This is a genomic window from Leisingera sp. M658, from assembly GCF_025144145.1.
GTDB lineage: Bacteria > Pseudomonadota > Alphaproteobacteria > Rhodobacterales > Rhodobacteraceae > Leisingera.
The window spans coordinates 2,531,998-2,556,313 of sequence record NZ_CP083546.1 but is presented as its reverse complement, the minus strand read 5'-3'; the positions used below and the strand labels follow the sequence as shown (position 1 = coordinate 2,556,313).

24 protein-coding genes are annotated in these 24,316 nt (G+C 62.9%); 10 read left to right on the top strand and 14 right to left on the bottom strand.

Features of this window, described 5'->3' with window-relative positions:
• Nucleotides 1-100: 100 nt before the first annotated feature.
• From K3724_RS12740 to K3724_RS12720, 5 genes are all read right to left on the bottom strand, one after another.
• A complete protein-coding gene (locus tag K3724_RS12740) occupies nt 101-1,306 on the bottom strand; it encodes a calcium-binding protein (protein ID WP_259985415.1) in 1,206 nt (401 codons plus the stop codon).
• Between the two features lie 178 nt (nt 1,307-1,484).
• Nucleotides 1,485-2,840, bottom strand: a complete 1,356-nt coding sequence (locus K3724_RS12735) for a calcium-binding protein (protein WP_259985413.1) — start codon at nt 2,838-2,840, stop codon at nt 1,485-1,487.
• Nucleotides 2,841-3,048: 208 nt separating this feature from the next.
• A complete protein-coding gene (pyrC, locus tag K3724_RS12730; RefSeq protein WP_259985411.1) occupies nt 3,049-4,092 on the bottom strand; it encodes a dihydroorotase in 1,044 nt (347 codons plus the stop codon).
• A 65-nt stretch (nt 4,093-4,157) separates the two neighbouring features.
• Complete coding sequence (locus K3724_RS12725; protein ID WP_259985409.1) at nt 4,158-5,114, bottom strand: phosphoadenosine phosphosulfate reductase; 957 nt, start codon at nt 5,112-5,114, stop codon at nt 4,158-4,160.
• Between the two features lie 151 nt (nt 5,115-5,265).
• Nucleotides 5,266-6,330 carry a glycosyltransferase family 2 protein gene (locus K3724_RS12720; protein ID WP_259985407.1) on the bottom strand — a complete coding sequence of 355 codons (1,065 nt, stop codon included), beginning with the start codon at nt 6,328-6,330 and terminating at the stop codon, nt 5,266-5,268.
• Between the two features lie 245 nt (nt 6,331-6,575).
• Between K3724_RS12720 and K3724_RS12715 the strand changes: the two genes are divergently transcribed.
• The 9 genes from K3724_RS12715 to K3724_RS12675 all read left to right on the top strand — a co-directional run bounded on the left by K3724_RS12715 (nt 6,576) and on the right by K3724_RS12675 (nt 16,166).
• Nucleotides 6,576-7,484, top strand: a complete 909-nt coding sequence (locus tag K3724_RS12715; RefSeq protein WP_259985405.1) for a MoxR family ATPase — start codon at nt 6,576-6,578, stop codon at nt 7,482-7,484.
• 61 nt (nt 7,485-7,545) lie between these two features.
• Nucleotides 7,546-8,799, top strand: a complete 1,254-nt coding sequence (locus tag K3724_RS12710) for a VWA domain-containing protein (RefSeq protein WP_259985403.1) — start codon at nt 7,546-7,548, stop codon at nt 8,797-8,799.
• A gap of 99 nt (nt 8,800-8,898) precedes the next feature.
• Complete coding sequence (locus tag K3724_RS12705) at nt 8,899-9,450, top strand: YeeE/YedE family protein (RefSeq protein ID WP_259985401.1); 552 nt, start codon at nt 8,899-8,901, stop codon at nt 9,448-9,450.
• Nucleotides 9,451-9,453: 3 nt separating this feature from the next.
• Entirely contained in the window at nt 9,454-10,044 is a 591-nt protein-coding gene (locus K3724_RS12700; protein ID WP_259985399.1) for a YeeE/YedE family protein, read from the top strand.
• A gap of 145 nt (nt 10,045-10,189) precedes the next feature.
• Nucleotides 10,190-11,170 carry an XdhC family protein gene (locus tag K3724_RS12695; RefSeq protein WP_259985397.1) on the top strand — a complete coding sequence of 327 codons (981 nt, stop codon included), beginning with the start codon at nt 10,190-10,192 and terminating at the stop codon, nt 11,168-11,170.
• The gene (locus K3724_RS12690; protein ID WP_259985395.1) at nt 11,167-12,168 is read left to right on the top strand and encodes a molybdopterin-binding protein; all 1,002 of its coding nucleotides are present in this window, start codon (nt 11,167-11,169) and stop codon (nt 12,166-12,168) included. The genes K3724_RS12695 and K3724_RS12690 overlap by 4 nt, the downstream gene beginning before the upstream one ends.
• A gap of 164 nt (nt 12,169-12,332) precedes the next feature.
• Nucleotides 12,333-12,818: a (2Fe-2S)-binding protein gene (locus K3724_RS12685; RefSeq protein WP_259985393.1), complete on the top strand. Its 486-nt coding sequence runs from the start codon at nt 12,333-12,335 to the stop codon at nt 12,816-12,818.
• Nucleotides 12,819-12,920: 102 nt separating this feature from the next.
• On the top strand, nt 12,921-15,290 hold the full coding sequence (locus tag K3724_RS12680) for a xanthine dehydrogenase family protein molybdopterin-binding subunit (RefSeq protein WP_259985391.1): 2,370 nt from the start codon (nt 12,921-12,923) through the stop codon (nt 15,288-15,290).
• Nucleotides 15,291-15,377: 87 nt separating this feature from the next.
• Nucleotides 15,378-16,166, top strand: coding sequence for a xanthine dehydrogenase family protein subunit M (locus K3724_RS12675; RefSeq protein ID WP_259985390.1), 789 nt, complete (start codon nt 15,378-15,380; stop codon nt 16,164-16,166).
• Between the two features lie 51 nt (nt 16,167-16,217).
• Here K3724_RS12675 and K3724_RS23860 read toward each other — a convergent pair whose 3' ends face one another.
• Both K3724_RS23860 and infC read right to left on the bottom strand, forming a co-directional pair.
• Nucleotides 16,218-16,856, bottom strand: coding sequence for a methyl-accepting chemotaxis protein (locus tag K3724_RS23860; RefSeq protein ID WP_311199981.1), 639 nt, complete (start codon nt 16,854-16,856; stop codon nt 16,218-16,220).
• 134 nt (nt 16,857-16,990) lie between these two features.
• The gene (infC, locus tag K3724_RS12665; protein WP_027258497.1) at nt 16,991-17,539 is read right to left on the bottom strand and encodes a translation initiation factor IF-3; all 549 of its coding nucleotides are present in this window, start codon (nt 17,537-17,539) and stop codon (nt 16,991-16,993) included.
• Nucleotides 17,540-17,906: 367 nt separating this feature from the next.
• On the opposite strand from infC, the gene K3724_RS12660 reads away from it, so the two are divergent.
• Nucleotides 17,907-18,509: a hypothetical protein gene (locus K3724_RS12660; RefSeq protein WP_259985385.1), complete on the top strand. Its 603-nt coding sequence runs from the start codon at nt 17,907-17,909 to the stop codon at nt 18,507-18,509.
• A 119-nt stretch (nt 18,510-18,628) separates the two neighbouring features.
• On the opposite strand, the gene K3724_RS12655 is transcribed toward K3724_RS12660, so the two are convergent.
• The 7 genes from K3724_RS12655 to cobA all read right to left on the bottom strand — a co-directional run bounded on the left by K3724_RS12655 (nt 18,629) and on the right by cobA (nt 24,170).
• Nucleotides 18,629-19,132: a hypothetical protein gene (locus K3724_RS12655; protein WP_259985383.1), complete on the bottom strand. Its 504-nt coding sequence runs from the start codon at nt 19,130-19,132 to the stop codon at nt 18,629-18,631.
• 126 nt (nt 19,133-19,258) lie between these two features.
• Entirely contained in the window at nt 19,259-20,125 is an 867-nt protein-coding gene (locus tag K3724_RS12650) for a ferredoxin--NADP reductase (protein WP_259985381.1), read from the bottom strand.
• A gap of 145 nt (nt 20,126-20,270) precedes the next feature.
• Nucleotides 20,271-20,666, bottom strand: coding sequence for a DUF934 domain-containing protein (locus K3724_RS12645; RefSeq protein WP_259985379.1), 396 nt, complete (start codon nt 20,664-20,666; stop codon nt 20,271-20,273).
• A gap of 5 nt (nt 20,667-20,671) precedes the next feature.
• Nucleotides 20,672-21,445: a phosphoadenylyl-sulfate reductase gene (locus K3724_RS12640; protein ID WP_259985377.1), complete on the bottom strand. Its 774-nt coding sequence runs from the start codon at nt 21,443-21,445 to the stop codon at nt 20,672-20,674.
• A gap of 4 nt (nt 21,446-21,449) precedes the next feature.
• Nucleotides 21,450-23,114: a nitrite/sulfite reductase gene (locus K3724_RS12635; protein ID WP_259985369.1), complete on the bottom strand. Its 1,665-nt coding sequence runs from the start codon at nt 23,112-23,114 to the stop codon at nt 21,450-21,452.
• Complete coding sequence (locus K3724_RS12630; protein ID WP_259985367.1) at nt 23,107-23,415, bottom strand: DUF2849 domain-containing protein; 309 nt, start codon at nt 23,413-23,415, stop codon at nt 23,107-23,109. The genes K3724_RS12635 and K3724_RS12630 overlap by 8 nt, the downstream gene beginning before the upstream one ends.
• Complete coding sequence (cobA, locus tag K3724_RS12625; RefSeq protein ID WP_259992634.1) at nt 23,415-24,170, bottom strand: uroporphyrinogen-III C-methyltransferase; 756 nt, start codon at nt 24,168-24,170, stop codon at nt 23,415-23,417. The genes K3724_RS12630 and cobA overlap by 1 nt, the downstream gene beginning before the upstream one ends.
• Between the last annotated feature and the right edge of the window lie 146 nt (nt 24,171-24,316).

Genomic DNA, 24,316 nt, shown 5'->3' with positions numbered 1-24,316 from the left:
ATCCTTTGCGGCAGCGGTTTGGCTGTCCATAAACCGGAACGCCGCCGGTTTGAACCCCCGGTGAAAGGCAGCAGGCCAACGCTGCCCTCTGTTGTTCAGATCAGACCAAGTTCCATTCCAGCGGGGCTGGGTAGTCTTCGCAGGCCCAGAGTCTTTCAACAATGGGGGTAGGGGTGTCGATGCCGGCGGGCTGCTTGGCTGAAACGAGCACAGGCTCCCATTCGAGCAATTCAAAATTGAAATCCGTTTCGTCCAGATCCGCCAGCTGCACATCTTTCAGCGTGATGGTGTTGCCGTGTGCGTCCTCGATCACGACGTTTTCGCCGTCCTCGCGAATGTGGTTGTCCAGCAGATCAGTCATATCCGTGATGCTGGACACCGTGCTCAGGTCAATCTTTTCACCGCTGCTGGAGGCATTAAAGTCGGTAATGATGTCGTCGCCAAACACGTCAAAAAACACAAAAGTGTCGTCGCCTGATCCGCCGGTCAAAAGATCATCGCCATAGCCGCCATCGAGCGTGTCCCGCCCGGAGCCGCCATGCAGGGTATCGTGCCCTGCACCGCCATCCAGCGTATCCCGGCCTTTGCCGCCTTTCAGCGCGTCGTCTCCCCAGCCGCCATCCAGGCTGTCCCTGCTTCTGCCGCCGTTCAGCCTGTCATCCCCCCTTTGGCCGGACAACGTGTCATCGCCTGAATTTCCGGCCAGCTTGTCGCTGCCGGACCCGCCTTTCACAACGTCGTCGCCCGCGCCGCCTTTGATGGTGTCAGCCCCGGAACCGCCCTTCAGCGTATCATCCCGGCCGGTTCCGATGAGCCTGTCGTGTTGCGAAACATCCACCGTGCCCAGGGCCCACTCCAGGACTTGACCGGGCTGCAGGGAGGTGGTGACAGGGGACCGCTGCGTGATCGAGCCTTCAAAGGCCGCGTAGTCGCTGTAACTGCCGATCTCCGGCGGCGGGTCGCCGCTCAGCGCGTAAACAGCCTGGTGAACACTCATGCTGTGTATTGTCAGAACCACGGTCTTGCCGCCGTCCCACGAAATTTCTGACAGCGAATATCCTGTGTCCAGCGTGTCATAGTGGGTTCCGTCAGCGGCCTCGCCTTGGGTCCGCGTCAGGCCGGAAACGTGATCACCGGGTTCGATATCAACCTTGTCTTCGTGAACCCGGGTTGGCGAAAACGTAAACCCTTCGCCATCCGGAACCGTCAATCTGAGTTTCAGGCCGGTCTGCACCCATCCCCCCCCGGCAGGATCGAACAAAGAAAATTTGCTGACGCCGAAGCCTGAAAGCGTATAGGTCGTCATACGTGTTCACCTCAAAAAGAACTTATTTTAATCAAAGTTGAAACTACACTTGCCAGCTCGTCTTTCAAGTGTGAAGCACCGGCTGATTGGAATGGTGAACAAAAGGCCCGTGCCGGAGCACAGGCCTTTTTGGTGTCTTTCGCCGCTGACTTTTCAGGCCGGCACCTGCGGTTCGGGTTCAGAACAGGAAATCGTTGCCGGACAGATCGGCAATCGCAATGTCTTCCAGGGTGATTGTATTGCCGCGGTTGTCGCGGATCACCGCATCGCCGTCATCGTTTTCGGACAGATGGTTGTTCTTCAGATCGCGGAAATGCTTGATGGTTGTGACATCAGACAGGTCGATCTTTTCCTTGCGGCCTGAGGTGGAAAAATCAGATACCGTATCGTTCCCGAAGGTGCCTTTGAAAATGAACCGGTCAGCACCGCCTTCGCCGGACAGCAGATCGTTGCCGCCGTCACCATTGATCCTGTCCTTGCCGCCGCCGCCAAAAATCGTGTCATTTCCGCCCTTGCCGGACAGGGTGTCATTGCCGCCCAGTCCCATAATGCGGTTGCCGGTGCTGCTGCCGGTAATCTTGTCGCCGCTGTCAGTGCCGCGCGCGTTTTCGATGCTTTTCAGCGTGTCACGGTCGCCAAAGCCGTCAATGGCAAAGCCTTTGGACAGGTTGACAGTTGCGCCGTCCTCGCCGCCATAGCGTTCGTCGCGGTCGTAACGGACCTCGTCCCGGCCTCCGCGGCCGTTGATCGTGTCATCGCCTGCCAGTCCGCGAAAGAAGTTACGTTTGCCATTTCCCGACAGATCGTCATCAAAGGCGGAGCCGCGCAGCATTTCTATGCTGCGCAAAGTGTCAGTGTCGCCCCAGCCGTCTGTTGCCTTACCGGTTTTCAGGTTGGCGGTGACACCGCCGGGGTCATTATTGAAGGTGACCTGGTCATATTTGCTTCCAGAACCATTATAACGGTCATTGCCTTCGGAGCTGATGAAATAGTCATCAGCTCCGGTGCCGGTCAAAGTGTCGTTGCCGGAGGTGCCGACATAAGTGTCTTCTTCACTGACGGTAGAATGGGTGAATGTGGACCATGGTATATCCGCGCCCGGTGCAAAACTGCCTGTCGGATCCATAAGGCTGGTGATAGAGTCATTTACACTGATCCACTCTTGCAAAGTTCCGATTGCAGGGAAAGCAGGGCCGTCCAAATGGAAGATGTAATCGGTGTCCGAGTTGGGTCCGGTCTCTTCAGCGACAATCAGTACAATGCTGGTGCCGCCGGACCATGTGACGCTGGTAATCAGTGTTTCATACCCGGGCGCGTCCGTTGAATGGTCGTAAATCCTGCCTTCAATTCTCAGCTGCCGGATGCCGCCAGTCAGGCTGATTTCAGCGACATTGTCTTCCTGGTGGCCGGTTATCGTATAGCTGAATGTGGTTGATGCAGATGGCACTACCACTTCGGCCTGAATGGCGCTTGCGGCTGCAATGTCGTCACCAGAATAGTCGACCCGGATACCGCGGAGTGAAAATGTCGTCATTGTCAGCCTCATTACATTGAACTGTCTGCCTGTGCGGCAAACTTTTGAAATCGGCTGAGAGCGTCTTTAGATTGCGGTCGCAATGCAAGCGGCGGACTGGAGATTGTTCATGTTTCGTTAACAGGTGTTGTAATGGCGCTATAGTCGCAGTTTTTGGCAAATGGCCCGGTCCGGCCCGCGCAGCAGCCTGCTTTGCGGGCCGGGTCTGTCATTTTGCGACTTTCCAGTAAACATCAAACCCCGGCTGAAACACCGTCACCGGTCCCTCACGGGTTTCGATCTTTTCGGGAAATTCCACAGCCGCGTCCGATTTTCTTAAGCTCAGCATCTCGCCGCTCACTGGCAGGCCGTAAAACGCCGGACCGTTTTCCGAGGCAAAGCCCGCCAGCTTGTCCAGCGCGCCTTCCTCTTCAAACACATGCGCCAGAAGGGACATGGTGTTGGTGGCGGTGAAACAGCCGGCGCAGCCGCAGGCGCTTTCCTTGTTCGGATCGGTATGGGGCGCGGAATCGGTGCCCAGAAAGAACCGCGCATCGCCCGAGGTGGCGGCAGCGCGCAACGCCAGACGGTGCTCTTCGCGCTTGGCGACCGGCAGGCAATAGTAATGCGGCTTGATGCCGCCCACCAGGATGTGGTTGCGATTGATGATCAGATGGTGCGTGGTGATCGTCGCCCCTAGATCTGCGGCGTTGGATTTCACATAGTCCACACCGTTCTTGGTGGTGATATGCTCCATCACCACGCGCAGTCCGGGGGTGGATTTGCGGATCGGGTCCAGCACCCGGTCGATGAATACGGCCTCGCGGTCGAAAATGTCGATGTCCGCATCTGTGACTTCGCCATGCACACACAGCGGCAGGCCGATCCCGGCCATCTTTTCCAGCACGCCGCGCACCTTGTCGAAGTCGCTGACGCCCGAGGCCGAATTGGTGGTGGCGCCGGCCGGGTACAGCTTTACCGCCTTGACCAGCCCGCTGGCGTGCGCCGCGGCAACATCCGCGGGGTCGGTGTCCTCGGTCAGGTACAGCGTCATCAAGGGCTCAAACGCCATGCCATTGGGCAGCGCGGCCAGAATGCGGTCGCGATAAGCGGCGGCCTGACCAGCGGTTACCACCGGCGGCACCAGGTTCGGCATGATGATTGCGCGGCCGAAATGGCGGGCGGTTTCAGGCAGCACGGCCTCCAGCATCGCGCCATCGCGCAGATGCAGGTGCCAGTCGTCGGGGCGGGGGATGGTCAGCGTCTGGGTCATGCCGCCCGCCTAGCACAGAGGCGGGCAGAAAAGAAGCGGCTGAATGCGCCCGGGGCAGGCGCTGCTCAGGGTTTGGCAGGAAAGATGAACTCGCCTTCTTCGGCGCGGGTTTGCAATTCCTGCAGGCGGCGGCGGAACCTCGGGGCCCGCATCCGCTCGGTCACATTGCGGCACAACAGCGCCATCAGGAACGGGCGGTCCTGCCGTTCCAGGTTTTTCAGCAGATTGCGCAGGAAGAAAGAATTGTTGCGGCGGCTGCGCAGCAGCTTGTGAAAGGCGCCGCCGGTCAGCTTGCGGCTGCCTGCCAGCGACAGGATGTGATACAGCATCTCCATCTCGATCAGCCGGGTCTGCACCGCATCGCCCAGATGCGCAGCCCTGAGCCGGGTCACGTTCTTGCGCGCAAACAGCGCGGCATGCATGGCGTCCAGCTGTTCCCGCGGGTCATAGATCACATAGGCCTGATCAGCGGCGTCCAGCATGTCAGGCGCATAGCCATAGCGGTCGGTGAAGGACAGGCGCCGCATATCGGCAAACCGGTCATCCCATTCGGTCATCCGCGGGTCCAGCGTCGCCTGCGGCTGCACCGCGACCACCACCGCACCCGGCGAGGCCACCGAATAGGCCGCCGCCGCATAACCGCAGGGGCCCGCGCCGTAAAAGATCACTTTGTCGAACTCGTCGAAAAAACCGTCGTCGATCAGCTGATCGAAAAAGCCATAGATACGGCCTTCGCGGAACCAGGTATCGCCGTCTGAGACCACGCACATATGCGACCAGCCCAGGTTCTTCACCAGGTCAAACCCCAGCGGCTGCGCCTGATCCGACAGGTTGTGAATGCCCTGCATGGTTTCAAACGTCACCAAGAGCGTGTTGCCCTGGTCGATGAATGTGGCGAAATGCTTGTCGCCAAGCGGCTGGAACATGCCATGCTCTTCGGCCAAAGCCGCCATCCGGGCCTTCCACTGGGCCGGCTTCAGCCCGGAAAGGTCTTCATCCAGATTTTCAAGTCCGTCCTGCATGCCTGCTGTCCTCTTTGCCCCAAAGGGGTCCTGCCTGCTGTTTGGATTTACATTTAGGTGACAATTAAGGCCAAAATTGGAAAAACCCATGCCTGAATGAGGCGGCGCGCGGTTCTTTCGGCGGCCTTTTGCCTGAGCCGGCAGCTGTGCCTCAGCTGCTGTCCTCCGGGGGCTGCGGAGCGGCTTGGTCCGGAATGGCAAAGCTGCGCAGCAGATCGGCGGCTGCCGGGCTTATCGGGCGGGCAGGGGGCGTCATCAGCAGCCGCGCAAACAGCGCCCGATAGGGTTCCTGTGTCATCAGCCCGGCAAACCGGGCATGGCGCCAGGCCACAGCCCCGCGGTGCAGCCGGGCCAGGTCCGGATCCTCCATCAGCCCGGCCTGAAGACCCGCGCAGTCTGTGCCGTAACGGACGATTGAGGTATCCTCGGCGCTGCAATAATTGCGCTCAACCCAGTAATCCATGCCCAGCTCCGCCTGCCGGTTGACCCTTCCGCGGTCGGCCTTCAGCACATAGCTCTCCATCGCCCCCAGCGGGTAATGATTCAGCTGCGCCAGCCGTCCGTTGGGCTGGCCGTAGTTGGAAAACAGCCGTTTTGTCTTGAACGCCTTGCCCAGTTCGCGGCCTTCGCAATCATACCAGCGGAAGCTGTCCAGCTGCGCCGTGCTGTGGATATCGCGGGGCCGGTGAACCCCGCATTTCCGGTAGGTGCCGTCATTGCGGTACAGCGTCTTGAACATCACCGCCCGCCATGGCCAGTGAATGGCCTCCGGCGCGCAACGGGTGAATTGCGCGGTCACCGGCGCATCCTTATACCGCACGGCGCCTGCGTTGCCGAACAGCCGCCAGGTCAGCGTCACCGCATCGGCCTCAGGCAGTGCTGCCAGCAGATCCGCCACGGTTCCATCGCCGGTCTTGATGCAGACAAACTCGTCGATATCCAGCACCAGCACCCAATCGGCCTGCTTCATCAGCGGATGCCGGTCGGCCTGCTTCAATGCGGTGAATTGAATGCCGCCCTTGTCATACGGGCCTTCATTGCGGACATGGACCAGCTGCCCCATGTCCTGCAACCGGTCCAGCATGTGATCGGTGCCGTCCTGGCAATCGTTTGAAAACACCAGGAAATCAGTAAAGCCCGCAGCCCGGTGATGGGCCAGCCACTCCAGCAGAAACGCGCCCTCATTGCGCACGCAAAGGACGGCCAGAACCCGCATCCCCTAGCGCCTTTGATCCTGGCCGCTCGGGCCGGCGTGTTTGCGAAAAACGCGGTGCATGGCTGGCGTTCCTGTCCCTGTCCTCTTGCCCTGGCCGTCTGCAGGGTCTTCCCGCGGCAGTTTTACCCGGCAGGCCCGGTTATTCAACCGCCCCCGGCAACCCCGCCGCCGCAGCGTCGCCGCACCACGCGGCTTGACCGATGCCGCGCCGCATGGCCTGTTGGCAGGGCAAGGGGAGGCACAACATGCAGCAGGCGCAATCCATCGGTCAGGTCCAGCACATGCTGGCAGAGCAGGGCTATATCTGCGGCAGGTCTCTGGCCACTGTGGTGTTCCTGTCGCTGAAACTGGGCCGCCCGCTGTTTCTGGAGGGCGAGGCCGGCACCGGCAAAACCGAGATCGCCAAGGCCATTGCCGCCGCACTGGGCCGCCGCCTGATCCGGCTGCAATGCTACGAGGGGCTGGACGCCGCCAGCGCCGTCTATGAATGGAACTTCGCTGCCCAGATGGTCGCCATCCGCACCGCCGAGGCCGCAGGCAGCGCCGAACGCGCCGCCCTGCAGGCGGAACTGTTCTCGGCTGACTACCTCATAGAACGGCCGCTGTTGCAGGCGATGCGCCCGGATGAAAACGGCGCCCCCGTCCTGCTTATCGATGAACTCGACCGCACCGATGAACCGTTTGAGGCTTTCCTCTTGGAGGCGCTCAGCGATTTCCAGGTCACCATCCCCGAGCTTGGCACCATCCAGGCGCCGGAACCGCCCATCGTCATCCTCACGTCCAACCGCACACGGGAAGTGCATGACGCGCTGAAACGCCGCTGTCTTTATCATTGGGTCGACTACCCGGATTTCCCCCGCGAGATTGAAATCCTCAACGCCCGCGCGCCCGAGGCCAGCGAGCAGCTCAGCCGCGAGATCGTCGCCTTTGTGCAATCCCTGCGCACCGAAGACCTGTTCAAAAAACCGGGTGTTGCGGAAACAATCGACTGGGCCAATTGCCTGCTGGCCCTCGACGTCATCGCCCTCAGCCCCGAGGTGATCGCCGACACCCTGGGCGCAATCCTCAAATACCAGGATGATATCGCCCGCCTGCACGGCTCCGAGGCCAAACGCATCCTGGATCAGGCCCGGGCAAGCCTGGATGCGGCCTGATGGTTCATCTTTCCAGAAATACTCCGGGGGTTTGGGGGCAGAGCCCCCATGAGCTGCCCTAGTGCCAGACACTCCGCCGCTCCCCCTGCCGGACCACCCCAAGCTGGTCCGCAACATCACTCATTTCGCCCGCGCCCTGCGCAAGGCGGGGCTGCCGGCCGGGCCGGGCCGGGTGCTGGGTGCGGTGCGGGCGGTGGCCGCCGCGGGCTTCACCAGCCGCACGGATTTCTACTGGGCCTTGCACGCCTGTTTCGTGACCAAGCCCGAGCAACGGGCGGTCTTCGCCCAGGTCTTCCGCCTGTTCTGGCGCGACCCGCGCTATCTGGAACACATGATGGCCGCCATGCTGCCTGCGATCCGCGGCGTGCAGGAGGACCGCGCCGCAAAACCGGCGGAAAAACGCGCGGCAGAGGCGCTGCTGGACGGTATGCGGGACCAGCCGGAGACACCGGACAATGATGAGGACGGCACCGAGGTCGAGGTGGACACCACCCTCACCATGTCAGCCGAAGAACGGCTCAGAACCCTCGATTTCGAACAGATGAGCACGTCGGAGATCGCCGCCGCCAAACGCATCCTTGCGCAGCTCACCCTGCCGGTGACACCGATCCAGTCGCGGCGGCTGATGGCATCGCCGCAAGGGACACGTCCCGACTGGCGCCGCACGTTGCGCAATGCAGCCCGCCAGGGCGGCGAATTGCAGCAGATCGCCCGCGTCAGGCGCCGCATCCGCTGGCCCAATCTGGTGGTGCTCTGCGATATCTCCGGCTCGATGAGCCAGTACAGCCGCATCATCCTGCATTTCCTGCACGCCGCCGCCAATGCAAATGGGCAAGGCTGGGCGCGGGTGCATGGCTTCACTTTCGGCACCCGGCTGACGAATATCACCCGCCATCTGCATCAGCGCGACGTGGACGCGGCCCTGGCTGCAGCGGGATCAGAGGCGCAGGACTGGGAGGGCGGCACCCGGATCGGCGACTGCCTGCACGCCTTCAACCGCGACTGGTCGCGGCGGGTGATGGGGCAGGGGGCGGTGGTGCTTTTGATCACCGACGGGCTGGACCGCGGCGACCCGGAGGCTTTGGCCCGTGAGATGCAGCGCCTGCAGCTGTCGTCGCGCCGCCTGATCTGGCTGAACCCCTTGTTGCGCTGGGACGGTTTTGCCCCAAAGGCCCAGGGTATCCGCGCCATGCTGCCCTATACCGACAGTTTTCGCGCGGGCCATTCCATCGCCTCGCTGCAGGATCTGGCACAGGTGATTTCCAGCCCCTCCGATGCGGGCGAGAAGGCCAGACTGATGGCAATGCTCGGTTAACAAATTCCATAAATGGAATGTCACTTGATCTGGATCAATCCGCTCCCCGCTTCCACGTTGCATTCTGAAATCTGAATGTAACGTGCGAAAGGAGCTGACATGACTCTCAACTGGAAAGCCGGAGGCCTCTTGCTGGGGCTGGTGTTCTTTCTGGCGGTGCTGCTGGTCAAACCCATCGGGGTTTCAACGCAATTTGTGATCCTGGACGGCATTATCGCAGATGCGGTGTTCCCCGGACTGGTGACAGAAACCGCCGAAGGCACCACCTCCACCAACGCCTATCTGGCAAAATCGGACGGCAAATACGCCAAGGCCGTCGTCAGCCCGCTGAACTACAGCTTTGTCTTTGTGCTGGCGATGGCGCTGGGCGGGTTGCTTTCGGCCAGTCTGCGCGGCGGCATCCCGCAGGCTGAGCGGACAATCCCCGCGCTCTGGCGCGCCAACTTCGGCGGCTGCCGGATGAAACGCTACGCCGCGGCTTTCCTGGGCGGCTTCATCGTGCTGTACGGCGCGCGCCTCGCAGGCGGCTGTACCTCGGGGCACATGATGTCCGGCATGATGCAAACCGCGCTCTCGGGCTATATCTTCGCTGCCGGAGCCTTTGCCGCTGCCATCCCCGTCTCGCTACTGCTGTTCAAAAAGGAGGCCTGAGCCATGACAACCATTCTATTGGCAATTGTGACCGGTGCTGCCTTTGGTGCGGTGCTGGACCGGATCGGAGCGTCGAACCCCGGCTTTATCGGCAAGATGCTGAACCTCACCAATCTGGACCTGGCCAAATCCATCCTGCTGGCAATCGGCACCGGCTCGGTGCTGATGTTCGGCGGCCAGATGGCGGGGCTGGTCGATGCCGGCCATATGTCGGTCAAGGCGGCCTATACCGGTGTTTTCATCGGCGGGCTGATGCTGGGTGCCGGCTGGGCGCTGTCGGGCTATTGCCCCGGCACCGGCGTTGTCGCCGCCGCTTCGGGCCGCAAGGACGCGCTGTTCTTTATCGCAGGGGGCCTGCTGGGCGCGGCGGCCTATATGGCGACCTATCCGGCGTGGAAGGCCAGCGGCCTTTTGGACAATTTCGCGGGCGGCAAGGTGACATTGGGCGCAGTTCCCGGCGCCAAATACGAAGGGCTGATGGCGCTGCCTGGCGATCTGCTGGGCATCCTTCTGGGCCTTGGATTCATCGCACTGGCCTTTGCCCTGCCGCAGCGGCTGGTGCCGCAAAAGGCTGAACTGCAGCCGGCGGAATAACCACCGCACCCAAGCAAGCCCCAAGCGCCCGCCCGTTCCGGCGGGCGTTTTCTGTTTGGACGCCGCAACTTCCCGCTTGAAACCAAGGCTGCAAACCCCGACCTTTGAGGCTCAAAGCCGGGCAAACCGGCGGGGAGGACGCCGCATGCAGACCACAAACCCGTTTGAGAACGCGCCTGAGACAGCCCTGGAATGGCACCGTTCCGGTTCAGGCGCGGCGCTGGCCACTGTGGTGCAGACCTGGGGCTCGGCGCCGCGCCGCGCCGGTTCGCAGCTGGTGGTCTCGGGAGATGGCAAGATCGAAGGCTCCGTCTCCGGCGGCTGCGTCGAGGGCGCCGTGGTGGCCGAAGCACTTGACGCACTGCAGGACGGCCGTCACCGTTTGCTGGAATTCGGCGTCAGCGATGCGGACGCCTTTGCCGTGGGCCTCGCCTGCGGTGGCACCATCAAGGTGCTGGTGGAGCCGGTCGGCACTGCGCTGCCCATGGACCTGCTGCAAGAACTGGCAGAGGCCCGCGCTAACCGCACGCCCGCGGCCTATGAGGTGAACCTCGCCACCGGCACCCGCCGCCTGGTCCGCGATGGATACCCCGACCGGATGCGCCTGGACCGCTCTGGCCTGGAAGAAGACGGCGAAACCTTTGTGGCCGTTCACAACCCGCCGCTGCGTCTGGTCTGCGTCGGGGCCGTACACATTACCCAAGCCTTGGTGCCGATGGCGCGGATCGCGGGGTATGACGTGGTGATCATCGACCCGCGCGCGGCCTTCGCCTCGCCGGAACGCTTCCCCGGCGAGACCCTGATGGATGATTGGCCGGACGAGGCGGTGGCAAAGCTCGGTCTCGACAGCCGCACCGCGCTGGTGCTGCTGACGCATGATCCGAAACTGGACGATCCGGCGCTGCAAGCGGCCCTGAAGGCAGATGTGTTCTACATCGGCGCGTTGGGATCGAAGAAAACACAAGCCGCCCGGGTGGCGCGGATGCAGGGCGCCGGCTTCAGCGCAAAGCAGATCAACTGCATCCACGGCCCTATCGGCCTTGATATCGGCGCCGCCGGCCCGGCGGAAATCGCCGTGTCCATCCTGGCCGAAATGACCGCCGTGCTGCGCGGCAAACAGCCATGAGGTTCGGACCCGTCCCGCTGCAACAGGCCAAGGGCGCCATCCTCGCACATTCGCTGCAGGGGGGCAGCCGTAAGGTGGCCAAGGGCACGGTGCTGACTGCAGATGACCTCCAAGATCTCGCCGCAGCGGGGCATGAAACCCTAACCGTGGCCCGGCTCGACCCAGCCGATCTGCACGAGGACGCCGCCGCAGCAACGCTTGGACATGCGCTGGTACCGGACCCCTCGGCGCAGGGTGTGCGCATTTCCGGCGCAGGTACGGGCCGGGTGAACCTCTATGCCGACCGCTCCGGTTTGGTGCGGCTGGACCGGGCCAAGCTGGAGGCCGTCAACGCGGCGGACCCGATGATCACCGTTGCCACCGTGCCGGATTATCACCGGGCGGACGCAGACGGGATGCTGGCCACGATCAAGATCATTTCCTATGGCGTCGCCGCCGACGCCATCCGCCGCGCCAGCGACGGCGCAGGGGATGCGATCCGGGTGCTGCCGCCGGTGTTCTCCTCTGCCACGCTGATTGAAACGCAGGTGAGTGACGAGACGCCGCCGGACAAAGGCCGCGCCGCGATGGCCGGGCGCCTGCACCGGATGGGCATCCCCCTGTCGCCGCGCGTTGTGGTACCGCACCGCGAGGACGCGCTGGCAGAGGCCATCGCCCGGGCACCGGGACAGCTGTTGCTGGTGCTGACCGGCTCGGCGACCTCCGACACTCACGATGTCGCACCTGAGGCTTTGCGCAAGGCGGGTGGCAGCGTCACCCGGTTCGGTATGCCGGTCGATCCCGGCAACCTGCTGTTTCTGGGCAGCTTTCGGGACAGGCCTGTCATTGGCCTGCCGGGCTGCGCGCGCTCTCCGGCGCTCAATGGCGCCGATTGGGTGCTGGAGCGGGTGGTTTGCGGCCTGCCCGTCACCTCCGCCGATATCGCCGCGATGGGCGTCGGCGGGTTGCTGAAGGAGATTCCCACCCGCCCGATGCCGCGCCGCGATGCAGAAGGTTGAATGCGGCGTTGCGGCACGTGATTTGTGACGCAAGGTCACAACCCTAGGCAGGCCCGTCTGACGCGAATTTTACCCCCGTTACCGCCCTGAAAACACTTCGCGGATGGCCCCGCCCGTGGTTAACTCCCCCCAGCCAGACAAAAACAAGCTAAAGGGAGGGTACTATGGCCAAGGTCTCAATGACCGTGAACGGCAAGGCTGCCAGCGGCGATGTGGAAGGGCGCACGCTGCTGTCCGCATTCCTGCGCGAGGAGCTGGGCCTCACCGGCACCCATGTGGGCTGCGACACCAGCCAGTGCGGCGCCTGCGTCGTGCATGTGGACGGCCAGGCGGTGAAAGCCTGCACCATGCTGGCGCTGGAGGCCGAGGGGGCGCAGGTCGCCACCATCGAAGGCCAGGCCAATGCCGACGGCTCGCTGAACACGATCCAGCAGGCGTTCCAGGACCACCACGGGCTGCAATGCGGCTTTTGCACGCCGGGCATGGTGATGTCGGCGGCAGCGCTCTTGAAAGAGAACCCCAAGCCCAGCGAGGCAGAGATCCGCGACTACCTTGAGGGCAACCTGTGCCGCTGCACCGGCTACCACAATATCGTCAAGGCGATCCTGGCGGCCTCGGGGCAGGATGTTTCGGCGATTGCCGCCGAGTGACAGATGACGACCCCAGGCCGACAGGGAGCGGCCTGAGTTGAACAAGGAGTGATTACCAAGAGGTGCGCCACGGCAGCACCCTCCAGGGAGGAAGATCCAGACATGCCCAAGGACAATGACAGCGGCATCGGCGCCAGCCCCAAGCGGCGCGAGGACGTGCGGTTCCTGACAGGAGCCGGAAACTATACCGACGACATCAACGTGCACGGCCAGGCCCATGTGCATTTCCTGCGCGCGGATGTGGCCCATGCAACCATCAATTCGATCGGCACCAGCACGGCTGCGGCAATGCCCGGCGTGGTGAAGATCTTCACCGGCGCTGATTTCGCCGAGGTCGGCGGCATCCCCTGCGGCTGGGGCGTAACCGACCGCCACGGCAACCCGCAGCAGGAGCCGCGCCACCCGATCATCGCCGACGGCACCATCCGCCACGTGGGCGAGATCGTCGCCGCAGTGGTCGCCGACACAGTCGAGCAGGCCCGCGACGCGGCAGAGGCCATTGAGCTGGACCTCAGCGACAAGCCTGCGGTTGTGAATATGGCCCGAGCATTGGCGGACCGCAGCACCAAGGTGCATGAGGATCTGACCTCAAACCTCTGTTATGACTGGGTGTTCGGCAATGATGACGATACTGCGGTGCAGGCGGCCTTTGACAGCGCCGCCCATGTGACGACGCTGGAGCTGGTCAACAACCGTCTGGTCGCCAACCCGATGGAGCCGCGTGTGGCCATCGGCGAATACAGCCGCGGCACCGATGACTACACGCTGCACACCACCAGCCAGAACCCGCATGTGATCCGCCTGCTGATGTGCGCCTTTGTGCTGGGCCTGCCCGAGCACAAGGTGCGGGTGGTGGCACCTGATGTGGGCGGCGGCTTTGGCTCCAAGATCTTCCACTATGCCGAGGAAGCCTTTTGCACCCATGCCGCCAAGGCCTGCGGGCGGGCGGTGAAATGGACCTCGACAAGGTCCGAAGCGTTCATCTCTGACGCGCATGGCCGTGATCACGTGTCCAAGATCGAATTGGCGCTGGACGCGGACAATAATTTCACCGCGCTGCGCACCAATACAATGGCCAATATGGGGGCGTATCTGTCGACCTTCTCCACCTCGGTGCCCAGCTATCTGCACGGCACCCTGATGGCGGGTAACTACAAGACGCCCATCGTACAGGTGAACGTGAAGACCGTGTTCACCAACACGGTGCCGGTGGATGCCTACCGCGGTGCAGGGCGGCCCGAGGCGACCTATCAGCTGGAGCGTGTCATCGACAAGGCCGCGCGCGAGCTTGGCGCCGACCCGATTGCCTTGCGCCGTCAGAACTTCATCACCGAGTTTCCCTATGAAACCCCGGTGGCGCTGACCTATGACACCGGCGATTACGTGGCGACCATGGACAAGCTCGAGGAGGTCGCCGATGTGGCAGGTTTTGCCGCCCGCCGTGCGGCGAGCGAAGCCAAGGGCAAACTGCGCGGCTTTGGCGTCAACTGCTATATTGAGGCTTGCGGCATTGCACCCTCCAACATTGTGGGCATGCTGGGCGCACGCGCTGGTCTTTATGATGCAGCCACAGTGCGGGTCAATGCCACCGGCACCATCAGCGTTTTTGTCGGCGCCCATAGCCACGGGCAGGGGCACGAGACGTCCTTTCCGCAGGTGGTGGCCGACATGATCGGCATTGATGAAAGCATGATCGACATCGTGCATGGCGACACCGGCAGGGTGCCGTTTGGCATGGGCACATACGGGTCGCGCTCGATTGCGGTCTGCGGTTCGGCCATGGTGCGGGCAACCGAGAAGATCATCAATAAGGCCAAGAAGATCGCCGCTCATCTGATGGAGGCGTCTGACGCCGATATTGAGCTGAAGGACGGCCAGTTCACCGTTGCGGGCACTGACAAATCGGTGGCCTGGGGCGATGTGACCCTGACCGCTTATGTGCCCCATAACTACCCGCTGGAGGAGCTGGAGCCGGGACTGGAGGAGACCGCGTTTTACGACCCGGCCAACTTTACCTATCCGGCCGGCGCCTATGCCTGCGAGGTGGAGGTGGATCCCGACACCGGAAAGGTCAGCATCGAGCGCTTTGCGGCTGCCGATGATTTTGGCAATATCATCAATCCGATGATCGTTGACGGCCAGGTCCATGGCGGGCTGGGGCAGGGCATCGGCCAGGCGCTGTTGGAAAACGCCGCCTATGACGAAGACGGGCAATTGCTGTCGGCGTCTTACATGGACTACGCCATGCCGCGCGCCGATGATGTGCCGTTCTATCAGGTTGATCATTCTTGCCAGACGCCCTGCACCCACAATCCATTGGGCGTGAAGGGGTGCGGCGAGGCCGGGGCCATCGGATCGCCGCCAGCAGTGGTAAATGCGGTGGTCGATGCACTGCAGTCGGCAGGCAAGGATGTGACCCATATCGACATGCCGCTGTCGCCCGCCCGGGTCTGGGCGGCGATGAACGGGTAAGGGTTCATGGGGGCGCTGCCCCCATACCCCCGGAGTATTTTCGGAAAGATGAAAGCCGGAGGGCCGGTTTTCAGAAAGGAAACGAAGATGTATGAATTCGAGTTCGAAAAACCCGCGACCATAGCTGAAGCGGTGGCGGCGCTGGCGGATGAGGACGCGCAGGCGCTGGGCGGCGGGCAGACGCTGATCCCGACGCTGAAACAGCGGCTGGCGATGCCGTCGAAACTGGTGAGCCTGACGGGCATAGAGGGGATGAAGGGTATCAGCGGCGGTGACGGGATGCTGAGCATCGGCGGCGCCACCACCCATGCGGAGGTGGCCGAAGCTGCGGCAGATGCCTATCCGGCATTGGCAGCATTGGCGGGCCAAATCGGCGATCCGGCAGTCCGGAACCGCGGCACCATCGGCGGCTCATTGGCCAACAACGACCCCGCAGCCTGTTATCCGGCGGCGGCGCTGGGCAGCGGTGCAACGATTATGACCAACCGGCGCGAGATCACCGCGGATGGCTATTTTCGCGGGCTGTTTGAGACCGCTTTGGAAGAGGGTGAGATCATCACCGCGGTGCGCTTTCCGGTGCCGCAGAAGGCCAGTTATCAAAAGTTCCTGCAGCCAGCCTCGCGCTTTGCCTTGGTCGGGGTGTTTGCGGCGAAATATGCGGCGGGCGTACGGGTGGCGGTGACCGGCGCCTCAGAGGAGGGCGTATTCCGCTGGAATGAGGCCGAAGCCGCGCTGGATGCGGATTTTTCGCCGGGGGCGCTTGATGGACTCAGCGTGGATGCCGGCGGCATGATGGCGGACCTGCATGGCTCCAAAGCCTATCGCGCCCATCTGGTCGGGGTGATGGCCAAACGCGCCGTGGCGGCGGCCGCTTAATGTTTTGAACAAAGCAGGCACCGGGATGCCGGTGTCTGCCGAATGCGGCGGCTAGTGCCGCAGGTAGCCGGAGATTTCCTCCAGCAAGGTCTGGGTCTTGCCAGACAATTCGCGGATTTCGGTTGCGATAACCGCAAACCCCTTGCCCATATCGCCGATCCGCGCCGCCTCGATTGAGGCGTTGAAGGAGATGAACTTGATGTTGCGGCCAACCCCTTCGGCATTGGCGATGGTTGTGCGCATGTTCTGCTCGCGCTCTTCCTCGCGCTTCTTCTGGGCGTCGCATAAGGTCTGGACCATCTGGCTGAGAAAGCCGGAGACAGCTGGTTCCAGCCGGTAAAGGCAGAGGCCCGCAAGGTCCGGGATCCGGCGCACATTCTCCAGCGGGCCGCCCTCGGGCCGGGAGGTGGCGCTGTGCAGGGGGCCGAGCACGTCCAGGCAGGCTTGGCGCTTGGCTTCCAGATCCTTGGGCAGACTGTAGCTGCACTCCTGCAACAGGCTGTCCAGGCCGCTGCTGAGCATCGCATGAGCCGCCGCAATGCGCTGCACCGACAAGGTCAGAACCTCTGTGGCGCTGCCGCCATCCGCGCCCTTCGGATCCTGGGCCAGGGCCAGCAGCGACAGCGCGGCGATGCGGCTGGGGCCGACGGCCATGAAAGCGGTGTTCTGTACGTCGGATAAACTTTTCATGCCTGCACCTTAGTGACCATGAAGACCCTTCTACCGGGCAGGCGTTAAGGCAGCGCTAACTGCGATGGCTTTGGCAAAAGAAAAGCCCCGCAGCGGCACTGCGGGGCTGGATACCTGTCTTGAAGGCGACCGGATTACTTGTTCGGCAGCGGGCCGATCATCATGATCATTTGACGGCCTTCCATCTTGGGCATGTTTTCGACCTTGCCCAATTCCTTGATATCTTCCGCAACCCGTTCCAAAAGCTCGCGGCCCAGGTTCTGGTGCGCCATCTCGCGGCCCCGGAAACGCAGGGTGACTTTCACCTTGTCGCCGTTCTCCAGGAACTTGTAGACGTTGCGCATTTTCACATCATAGTCATGAGTGTCCGTGTTGGGACGGAACTTGACCTCTTTGACCTCGATGATCTTTTGCTTCTTGCGGGCTTCGCTCTCGCGTTTCTGCTGTTCATATTTGAACTTGCCAAAGTCCATGATCTTGCACACGGGCGGGTTGGCGTTGGGCGAGATTTCAACCAGATCCAATCCGGCCTCGGCGGCCATTTCCATGGCTCTGGCGGGGGTCACAACCCCTGCGTTATCGCCATCGGCGCCAATCAGGCGGATTTCGGAGGCACGGATTTTTTCGTTGACGCGCGGGCCGGTGTCGCGTTGCGGCGGCGCGTTATGAGGTCTGCGGGCTATGACTGCGATCCTTCTGTCATTGCAAAAAGTGCGGGAACGCTACTGCCCCCGCGCATGTGATTCAAGGCTTATAGGCGGTATGGCGGCAGGAAAGCCGCATTTCAAGGCCGCATATTGCAAATGGCCCTGAAAACAGGCGCAAACCCTGGCCGGACGGCAGCGTGGCGCTGCGGGACAGCATCCTGAAACGGTGGGAATGCGGCGGGGTTCCGCCAGTTGCGGGACCGGCCGGCGGCAGCTGGCCGCCCGTGATGCGGGCTTAGGAAACTTCCCCCTTGAGTGCTGCGCTGCCGCGCGCCATCTGGCAGGCAGATGCTGCGGATGGCGCGGCCAGACCGGCCAAGCCGGTTAACGGAAGGAGTGTATTATGAAACAGTTATTGATCCTGATTGCGCTGGGGGCTGCTGCCGTGGGCGGATATGTGCTGCTGAACGGCCAGAACGCGCAGGAGCCGGCACCTGCTGAGGCGCCGGCCGTGCAAGAAGAACAGAGCAGCACAGCGCCGGAAGCGGCAGACGAGAACAGCACGGCGCCGGCTGAGCAGGCGGTGGAAGATGCGGCGGACGCCGTTGAGGGTGCCATCGAATCCGGTGCCGAAGCTGCCGGCGCAGCTGTTGATGCGGTGCAGGATACCGTAAGCGAAGCCGCAGAAGCGGCGGCAGAAGCGGCAGGGGATGCGGTTGATGCAGCCCAGGGCACGGCGGGTGCTGCATCGGATACCGTCCAGGACACCACAGACGCTGCCACCGATGCCGCCGCCGGCGTTGCGGATGACGCCGCGGATGCCGCAGGCTCTGCTGTGGATCAGGCGGGCGAGGCTGCCACCGGCACGGCAGAGACCGCCACCGGCGCGGCTGAGGCCGCCCAGGACGCCGCATCCGAGGCGCTGGACAGTGCAACCGGCACCGCACAGGAACTGCTGAACCAATCCGGTTCGGCGGAAACCGAAAGCACTGCAGGCAGCGAGTGAGCCAGGTCGTAAGCTAAGTCAGGCCGTAAGCTAGGCCAGGCCGTAAGGCACGAAACGCAACCGGCGGCAGGCATCATGCCTGCCGCCGGACGTCTGCGGCCGGAACTTACTGCCGCGGATCAATGGGGGCGGGCCTGCGCTTGCTGCGCAACACGGGCCATATGGTCCAGCGGGGCCTGGCCGCCGGGCTGCGGCTGCGGCGCCAGAAAGGCCAGGAACGTCTCCCAGCCGGCACTGTTGCCGCCTTGTTTGCGGGCGCGCTGGATTTGCAGCTGGGCAATACCAATCAGGTCCAGCGGCTTGACACCGTCGTAGGCGCTGCCGGTGATAGTGGCCAGATGGCTGCGGAACCGCTTGCCCATGGAATTCAGCAGCAGCATCGGCGAGGTCACCGGATGGCCGGCCTGCACCAACGCGTCAAACATCTCGTCAATGTCGCCTGGGGTAATGGCGCGCGCATCATAGCGGGCCTTGACGCCGGCAATCCGCTCGGGGACCGTCGGCTGCACCTGGCCGGGACGGGCCTGGAACCCTGCAACCGCTGCCTTGACGCGGGCTTTGCCTGCCTCTGTTCTGACGGACTGGAATACGGGCGGCTGCCCCGAAGTCAATTCGTTCTGCATTTCTTGCTGCTCCGTTCTGGATCTCAGCAACCGGAATACAGAATCATCCCCAACAAAAGATAAACGGGAGGCGGCAGCCTCCCGTCAAAACAGTGTCAAAATCCGGGCAGCGCCCCCGGTGCGGGATCAGTCGAGAAAGGCTTTTTCGACCACGAAATGCGCCGGTTTCGAATTGGCGCCTTCTTCCAGCCCATAGGTATTCTCGAACAGATCCTTGAGCTCCAGGTTGAAGGCCAGGTTGCCGCAGATCATCGCGCGGTCGCTTTCCGGGTTCAGTGGCGGCACGCCAAGTTCGGCAAACGCCTCGCCCGAGCGCATCAGGTCGGTGATGCGGCCCATCTTCGGGCTCTCTTCGCGGGTGGTGGTCGGGTAATATTTGATCTTCTTCCAGAAGCCTTCGCCGATCACCTCGTTCAGCAGCTCGTCTTCCTTCAGGCTTTCGATCAATTCACGGCCATAGGTCAGCTCACCCGCGGTGCGGCAGGTGTGGGTGATGATCACCTCGTCGTAATCCTCGTAGGTCTGCGGCTCGCGCAGAAGGCTCGCAAAGGGCGCAAAGCCGGTGCCGGTGGCAAAGAACCAGATCCGCTTGCCGGGCAGCAGCGCGTCATGCACCAGGGTGCCAACGGGTTTGGGGCGCAGGATGATCTCGTCGCCCGGCTGGATGTGCTGCAGGCGCGAGGTCAGCGGGCCGTCCTCGACCTTGATCGAGTAGAACTCCATTTCCTCGTCCCAGGACGGCGAGGCGATGGAATAGGCGCGCAGCAGGGGTTTCACCTTGCCGGTCTTGGGATCGGGATCGTTCATCAGGCCGATCATCACAAATTCGCCCGAGCGGAACCGCAGCGAGGCCGGGCGGGTCACCTTGAAGGAGAACAGCTTGTCGGTCCAGTGCTTCACTTGCGTGACGGTCTGGGCATCGGGCAGGGCAGGCTTTGCCTTTTCAGGCGCGGCGTTGGTTGCAATGTCGGTCACGGGTGTCATCTCATTCATCGGGTCCACTGCCGGGGGAGTAGCCGGCACCTCTGATTAGTCTTTGATACAGGTCAGGAAAACCCCTTGTTTTGCGAAACCGGCCCCGCGCAGGACGCAACGGAACCGGTCTGGCAAAGGTTTTCCCAGGCTCGGGAGGGCTGGCTTAGCGGGCAGCGGTGCTGCCGCGCAGGCGGGCCTGATAGCTGTGGTCTTTCCAGTTGGCGCGGGCCAGCCACTGGTCCTCGGGCTGGCGGGCGGCCAGATCGTCGGACAGTTCGACCTCGTCAAAGCCGGAGCGGCGGGCCATGGCGTATTGATCGGCAATCACATGGCCAAAGGCGCGCAGGCGGCCCTGATAGCCCCGCAGCCGCAGCTGGCGGGCCAGGGTAAAGCCGCGGCCGTCGGCAAAGCTGGGGAAGGCAACCCGCACCAGCGCCACGCCGTCCAGCGACACCTCGCTCAGATTGGCATCCGAGGCCAGCTCCAGCACGTCTGCGCCCTCAAAGCCGGTGGTCCAGTCGTCGCGGGCAAAGCCCGTGTCGGTCACGATAACAGTCATCTCACTCACGCTCCTGTGCGTACCATTTGGCCGTCCACCACGTGGATGCCGCATTCTTCCTTGTTTTCCCCGCGCCACCGGCCGGCGCGCGGGTCTTCGCCTTCCTTGACCGGGCTGGTGCAGGGCGCGCAGCCGATCGACGGATAACCCTTGGCCACCAGCGGGTGGCGGGGCAGGCGGTTTTCATCCATATAGGCGCGCACGTCTTCGGGCGCCCAATGGGCCAGCGGGTTGATCTTGAGCCGCCCGGTTGATCCTCCTGGGCCGTCTTCGACCTCAAAGAACTCCAGCGCGGCACGGGTGCCGGCCTGGAACCGCTTGCGGCCCGTAATCCAGCCGTCATAGCCCGCCAGCGCCTTTTGCAGCGGCACGGTCTTGCGCAGGGTGCAGCAAGCATCCTTGTCGCTGAACTTGAGGGCCCCATAGGGGTCCTTTTCGGCGATGTCGTCGGCGCGGATGATGCGCACATTGCGCAGGCCCAGCCGCTCGCTCACCTCCTGCTGGTAGATCAGTGTCTCGGTGAACAGCAGTTCGGTGTCCACGAACACAACCGGCGTCATCGGGTCGATGATCGCGGCCATGTGCAGCAGCACCACGGATTCCGCGCCGAAAGAGGAAACCAGAGCGATATGCCCTGCGTCCTTCAATGCGCCCTGCATCACCGAGGTGGCCGAATGGTGGCGGAAGCGCGCATTCAGCGCCTCCGCCTTGGCGGCCAGCTCCCGGTCCCGGGGGCTGACAGGCTCCCCGGCGGGCTTGTTTCCGGCTGTGTGGAACATCAGATCAGGCGACCTTTTTCTGGGCCTCGGGATAAAGCGCTGCCTTGAACGGCTCCATGCCGATCCGGCGGTAGGTCTCAAGGAAGGTTTCCTCAGGCCCCTCACGCTGGGCCATGTAGACCTCAACAATGCGCTCTACTGCGGGCACGATCTCGTCATAGGCAAAGCCGGGACCGGTGCGGGTGCCGATGGCCGCCGTCTCAGTCGCGTCGCCGCCCAGGGTGATCTGGTAGTTCTCCACCCCTGCACGGTCCAAGCCCAGGATGCCGATATGGGCAACATGATGGTGGCCGCAGGCGTTGATGCAGCCCGAGATCTTGATCTGCAGATGGCCGATATCGTGTTCCATCTTCAGATCGTCAAAGCGGCTTGCAATCTCCTGCGCCACGGGAATCGAGCGGGCGGTTGCCAGCGCGCAGTAATCCATGCCGGGGCAGGCGATGATGTCCGAGATCAGGCCGATGTTGGCAGTGGCCAGGCCGTTTGCCTTCAGCGTGGCGTGGATCGCCGGCAGGTCGTTCTTGTGGACATGCGGCAGAATCACGTTCTGCTGGTGGCTGATGCGCAGCTCGTTATAGGCGTATTGCTCGCCCAGATCCGCCATTACCCGCATCTGCTCGGCAGTCGCGTCGCCCGGGGTTGCCCCGTGCGCCTTGATCGAGATGGTCACGATGGCATGGTCGCCCTTGCGGTGTTCGGCCAGATTGGTGTCGGCCCAGGCGCGGAACACCGGGTCGTTTGCGTAAGCCGTGTCAAACGTTTCGGTGGAACCGGAGCGGAACTCAGGTGCCTGGAAATGCGTCTTGATCTCTTCCAGCTGCTGCTGGTCGGTGCCGTCGTACTGGCCGCGGATCGCCATAAAGGCCTCCTCGGTCATCGCGCGGTAGGTGTCGATGCCGTTCTCAGAGACAGTGATCTTGATGCGCGCCTTGTACTTGTTGTCGCGCCGTCCCAGCACGTTGTAGACGGTCAGAACCGACTCCAGATAAGGCAGCAGGTCTGCCTGCGGCAGGAATTCGCGCAGTACCTGGCCGATCATCGGGGTGCGGCCGAGGCCCCCGCCGACGACGACCCTGAAGCCGGTCTTGCCGTCCTGTTCCACCACCTGCAGGCCCACGTCATGCGCCATGATCACCGCGCGGTCGTTGCTGCTGCCGGTGATGGCGATCTTGAACTTGCGGCCCAGGAACTGGAATTCCGGGTGGTCGGTGGACCACTGGCGGATCAGCTCGGCATAGGGGCGGGGGTCGGTCAGCTCATCCGCGGCGGCACCGGCGAAATGGTCGGCGGTGGTGTTGCGGATGGTGTTGCCCGAGGTCTGGATAGCGTGCAGACCAGCCTCACCCAGCGCGTCCAGCATATCCGGAATGTCGCGCAGTTTCGGCCAGTTGTACTGGATGTTTTGGCGGGTGGTGAAATGGCCATAGCCCTTGTCCCACTTTTCCGCCAGCAGCGCCAGGGTGCGCATCTGGGCGGAATTCAGGGTGCCATAAGGCACCGCGACCCGCAGCATATAGGCGTGCAGCTGCAGGTAGACGCCGTTCATCAGGCGCAGCGGCTTGAATTCGTCCTCGGTGAGGGAGCCGTCGATGCGGCGCTCGACCTGGGCGCGGAACTGGGCGTTGCGTTCCGCCAGGAAGGCTTCGTCAAACTCGTTGTACTTATACATTGGCTTCAGCCTCCTGCTTGCCATGGAAGTAGTTCGAGGGGCCGGTGCGGCGGAAGTCCTCGCGGAAGTGGGTCGGCTCGGGGCCGTTCGGCCCAGCCTTGGCATCGGCCAGATAGGCGCCGACGATGCGGATGTTCTGCTTTTCCGCGTCCAGCAGGCGCAACGGTGCGACGGCCTCGTCGGTGATCAGCTCAGCCTGTTCTATGTCACGGGTCCAGCTGTCGTCAGCGGTGAAATAGATCACGTCGCCTTCGAGCAAGTCGTTGGCGGTGATGACTTTGGGGGTAAAGGCGCGGGCCATTATGCAAGCTCCGTTTTGAGGTCGTTCAGGGCGGCGGCCGCTTTGCGCGGCGCGAGGCCCAGGAATGTGAGGGCAGGGCCGTCAAAGCCAGCCGCATCAAGGTCGGCAGGCAGACGGTCCAGATTGGTTTCCAGCACCCGCTGTTCAGGGCGCGAGGCGTTCTCGACAATGGTCACCGGCGTGGCGCGGTCCGCACCGTGCATGATCAGGCGGCCCTGTACGAAGCGGGCGGATTTCTTGCCCATGTACACTGCGGCCACCTCGCCCGGACGCGCCAAGGCGGCCCAGTCGTGATCAGCAAAGCCGGTCATCGCGTGGCCGGTGATGAAGCGCACGGATGTGTTGCGCCCGCGCTGCGTCAGGCTTTGGCCGATGCCGGCCACGGCAGCCGACGCAGCGGTGATGCCGGGGATGATCTGCGTGACGATGCCAGCCTCTTCGCATGCAGTCAGCTCTTCATCCAGGCGGGCAAAGATGGTGGGGTCGCCAGCCTTCAGCCGCAGTACCTTTTTACCGGCCTGGGCATGGGCGACCAGCCGCGCGTTGATCTCGTCCTGACTGACCTGCGCACCAAAGCCTTCCTTGCCGACATTTTCCAGCACCGCTTGCGGGCCGGCCAGCGCCATGATCTCATCGCTGACCAGACGGTCATAAAGAATGACATCCGCCTCCTGCAGCGCGCACAGGGTTTTGACGGTCAAAAGGTCCGCATCGCCGGGGCCGGAGCCTGCAAAGACAACCTGGCCCGCAACCATACAAGCCATGCTGCCGCGGGTGTAAGCGGTGGCGTTGGCGGCAGGTATATTATGTGCAGGCATCTTGGCGGCCTCTCCAGTGTGTTTGACTTGAGGTTAGATATAGGAAATATTCCCGGTATTGCGCTATATACCTGCGGAAATAA

Bases quoted from the DNA above. Each gene is read 5' to 3' on its own strand.
- K3724_RS12635 (WP_259985369.1), bottom strand. From the start codon at position 23,114: ATGTATAAGTACAACGAGTTTGACGAAGCCTTCCTGGCGGAACGCAAC.
- K3724_RS12725 (WP_259985409.1), bottom strand. From the start codon at position 5,114: ATGCAGGACGGACTTGAAAATCTGGATGAAGACCTTTCCGGGCTGAAG.
- K3724_RS12675 (WP_259985390.1), top strand. From the start codon at position 15,378: ATGTATGAATTCGAGTTCGAAAAACCCGCGACCATAGCTGAAGCGGTG.
- K3724_RS12645 (WP_259985379.1), bottom strand. From the start codon at position 20,666: ATGACTGTTATCGTGACCGACACGGGCTTTGCCCGCGACGACTGGACC.
- K3724_RS12740 (WP_259985415.1), bottom strand. From the start codon at position 1,306: ATGACGACCTATACGCTTTCAGGCTTCGGCGTCAGCAAATTTTCTTTG.
- K3724_RS12720 (WP_259985407.1), bottom strand. From the start codon at position 6,330: ATGCGGGTTCTGGCCGTCCTTTGCGTGCGCAATGAGGGCGCGTTTCTG.
- K3724_RS12735 (WP_259985413.1), bottom strand. From the start codon at position 2,840: ATGACGACATTTTCACTCCGCGGTATCCGGGTCGACTATTCTGGTGAC.
- pyrC (WP_259985411.1), bottom strand. From the start codon at position 4,092: ATGACCCAGACGCTGACCATCCCCCGCCCCGACGACTGGCACCTGCAT.
- K3724_RS12685 (WP_259985393.1), top strand. From the start codon at position 12,333: ATGGCCAAGGTCTCAATGACCGTGAACGGCAAGGCTGCCAGCGGCGAT.
- K3724_RS12650 (WP_259985381.1), bottom strand. From the start codon at position 20,125: ATGAATGAGATGACACCCGTGACCGACATTGCAACCAACGCCGCGCCT.
- cobA (WP_259992634.1), bottom strand. From the start codon at position 24,170: ATGGTTGCGGGCCAGGTTGTCTTTGCAGGCTCCGGCCCCGGCGATGCG.
- K3724_RS12690 (WP_259985395.1), top strand. From the start codon at position 11,167: ATGAGGTTCGGACCCGTCCCGCTGCAACAGGCCAAGGGCGCCATCCTC.
- K3724_RS12695 (WP_259985397.1), top strand. From the start codon at position 10,190: ATGCAGACCACAAACCCGTTTGAGAACGCGCCTGAGACAGCCCTGGAA.
- K3724_RS12660 (WP_259985385.1), top strand. From the start codon at position 17,907: ATGAAACAGTTATTGATCCTGATTGCGCTGGGGGCTGCTGCCGTGGGC.
- K3724_RS12680 (WP_259985391.1), top strand. From the start codon at position 12,921: ATGCCCAAGGACAATGACAGCGGCATCGGCGCCAGCCCCAAGCGGCGC.
- K3724_RS12655 (WP_259985383.1), bottom strand. From the start codon at position 19,132: ATGCAGAACGAATTGACTTCGGGGCAGCCGCCCGTATTCCAGTCCGTC.
- K3724_RS12630 (WP_259985367.1), bottom strand. From the start codon at position 23,415: ATGGCCCGCGCCTTTACCCCCAAAGTCATCACCGCCAACGACTTGCTC.
- K3724_RS12705 (WP_259985401.1), top strand. From the start codon at position 8,899: ATGACTCTCAACTGGAAAGCCGGAGGCCTCTTGCTGGGGCTGGTGTTC.
- K3724_RS12700 (WP_259985399.1), top strand. From the start codon at position 9,454: ATGACAACCATTCTATTGGCAATTGTGACCGGTGCTGCCTTTGGTGCG.
- K3724_RS12640 (WP_259985377.1), bottom strand. From the start codon at position 21,445: ATGTTCCACACAGCCGGAAACAAGCCCGCCGGGGAGCCTGTCAGCCCC.
- K3724_RS12715 (WP_259985405.1), top strand. From the start codon at position 6,576: ATGCAGCAGGCGCAATCCATCGGTCAGGTCCAGCACATGCTGGCAGAG.
- K3724_RS23860 (WP_311199981.1), bottom strand. From the start codon at position 16,856: ATGAAAAGTTTATCCGACGTACAGAACACCGCTTTCATGGCCGTCGGC.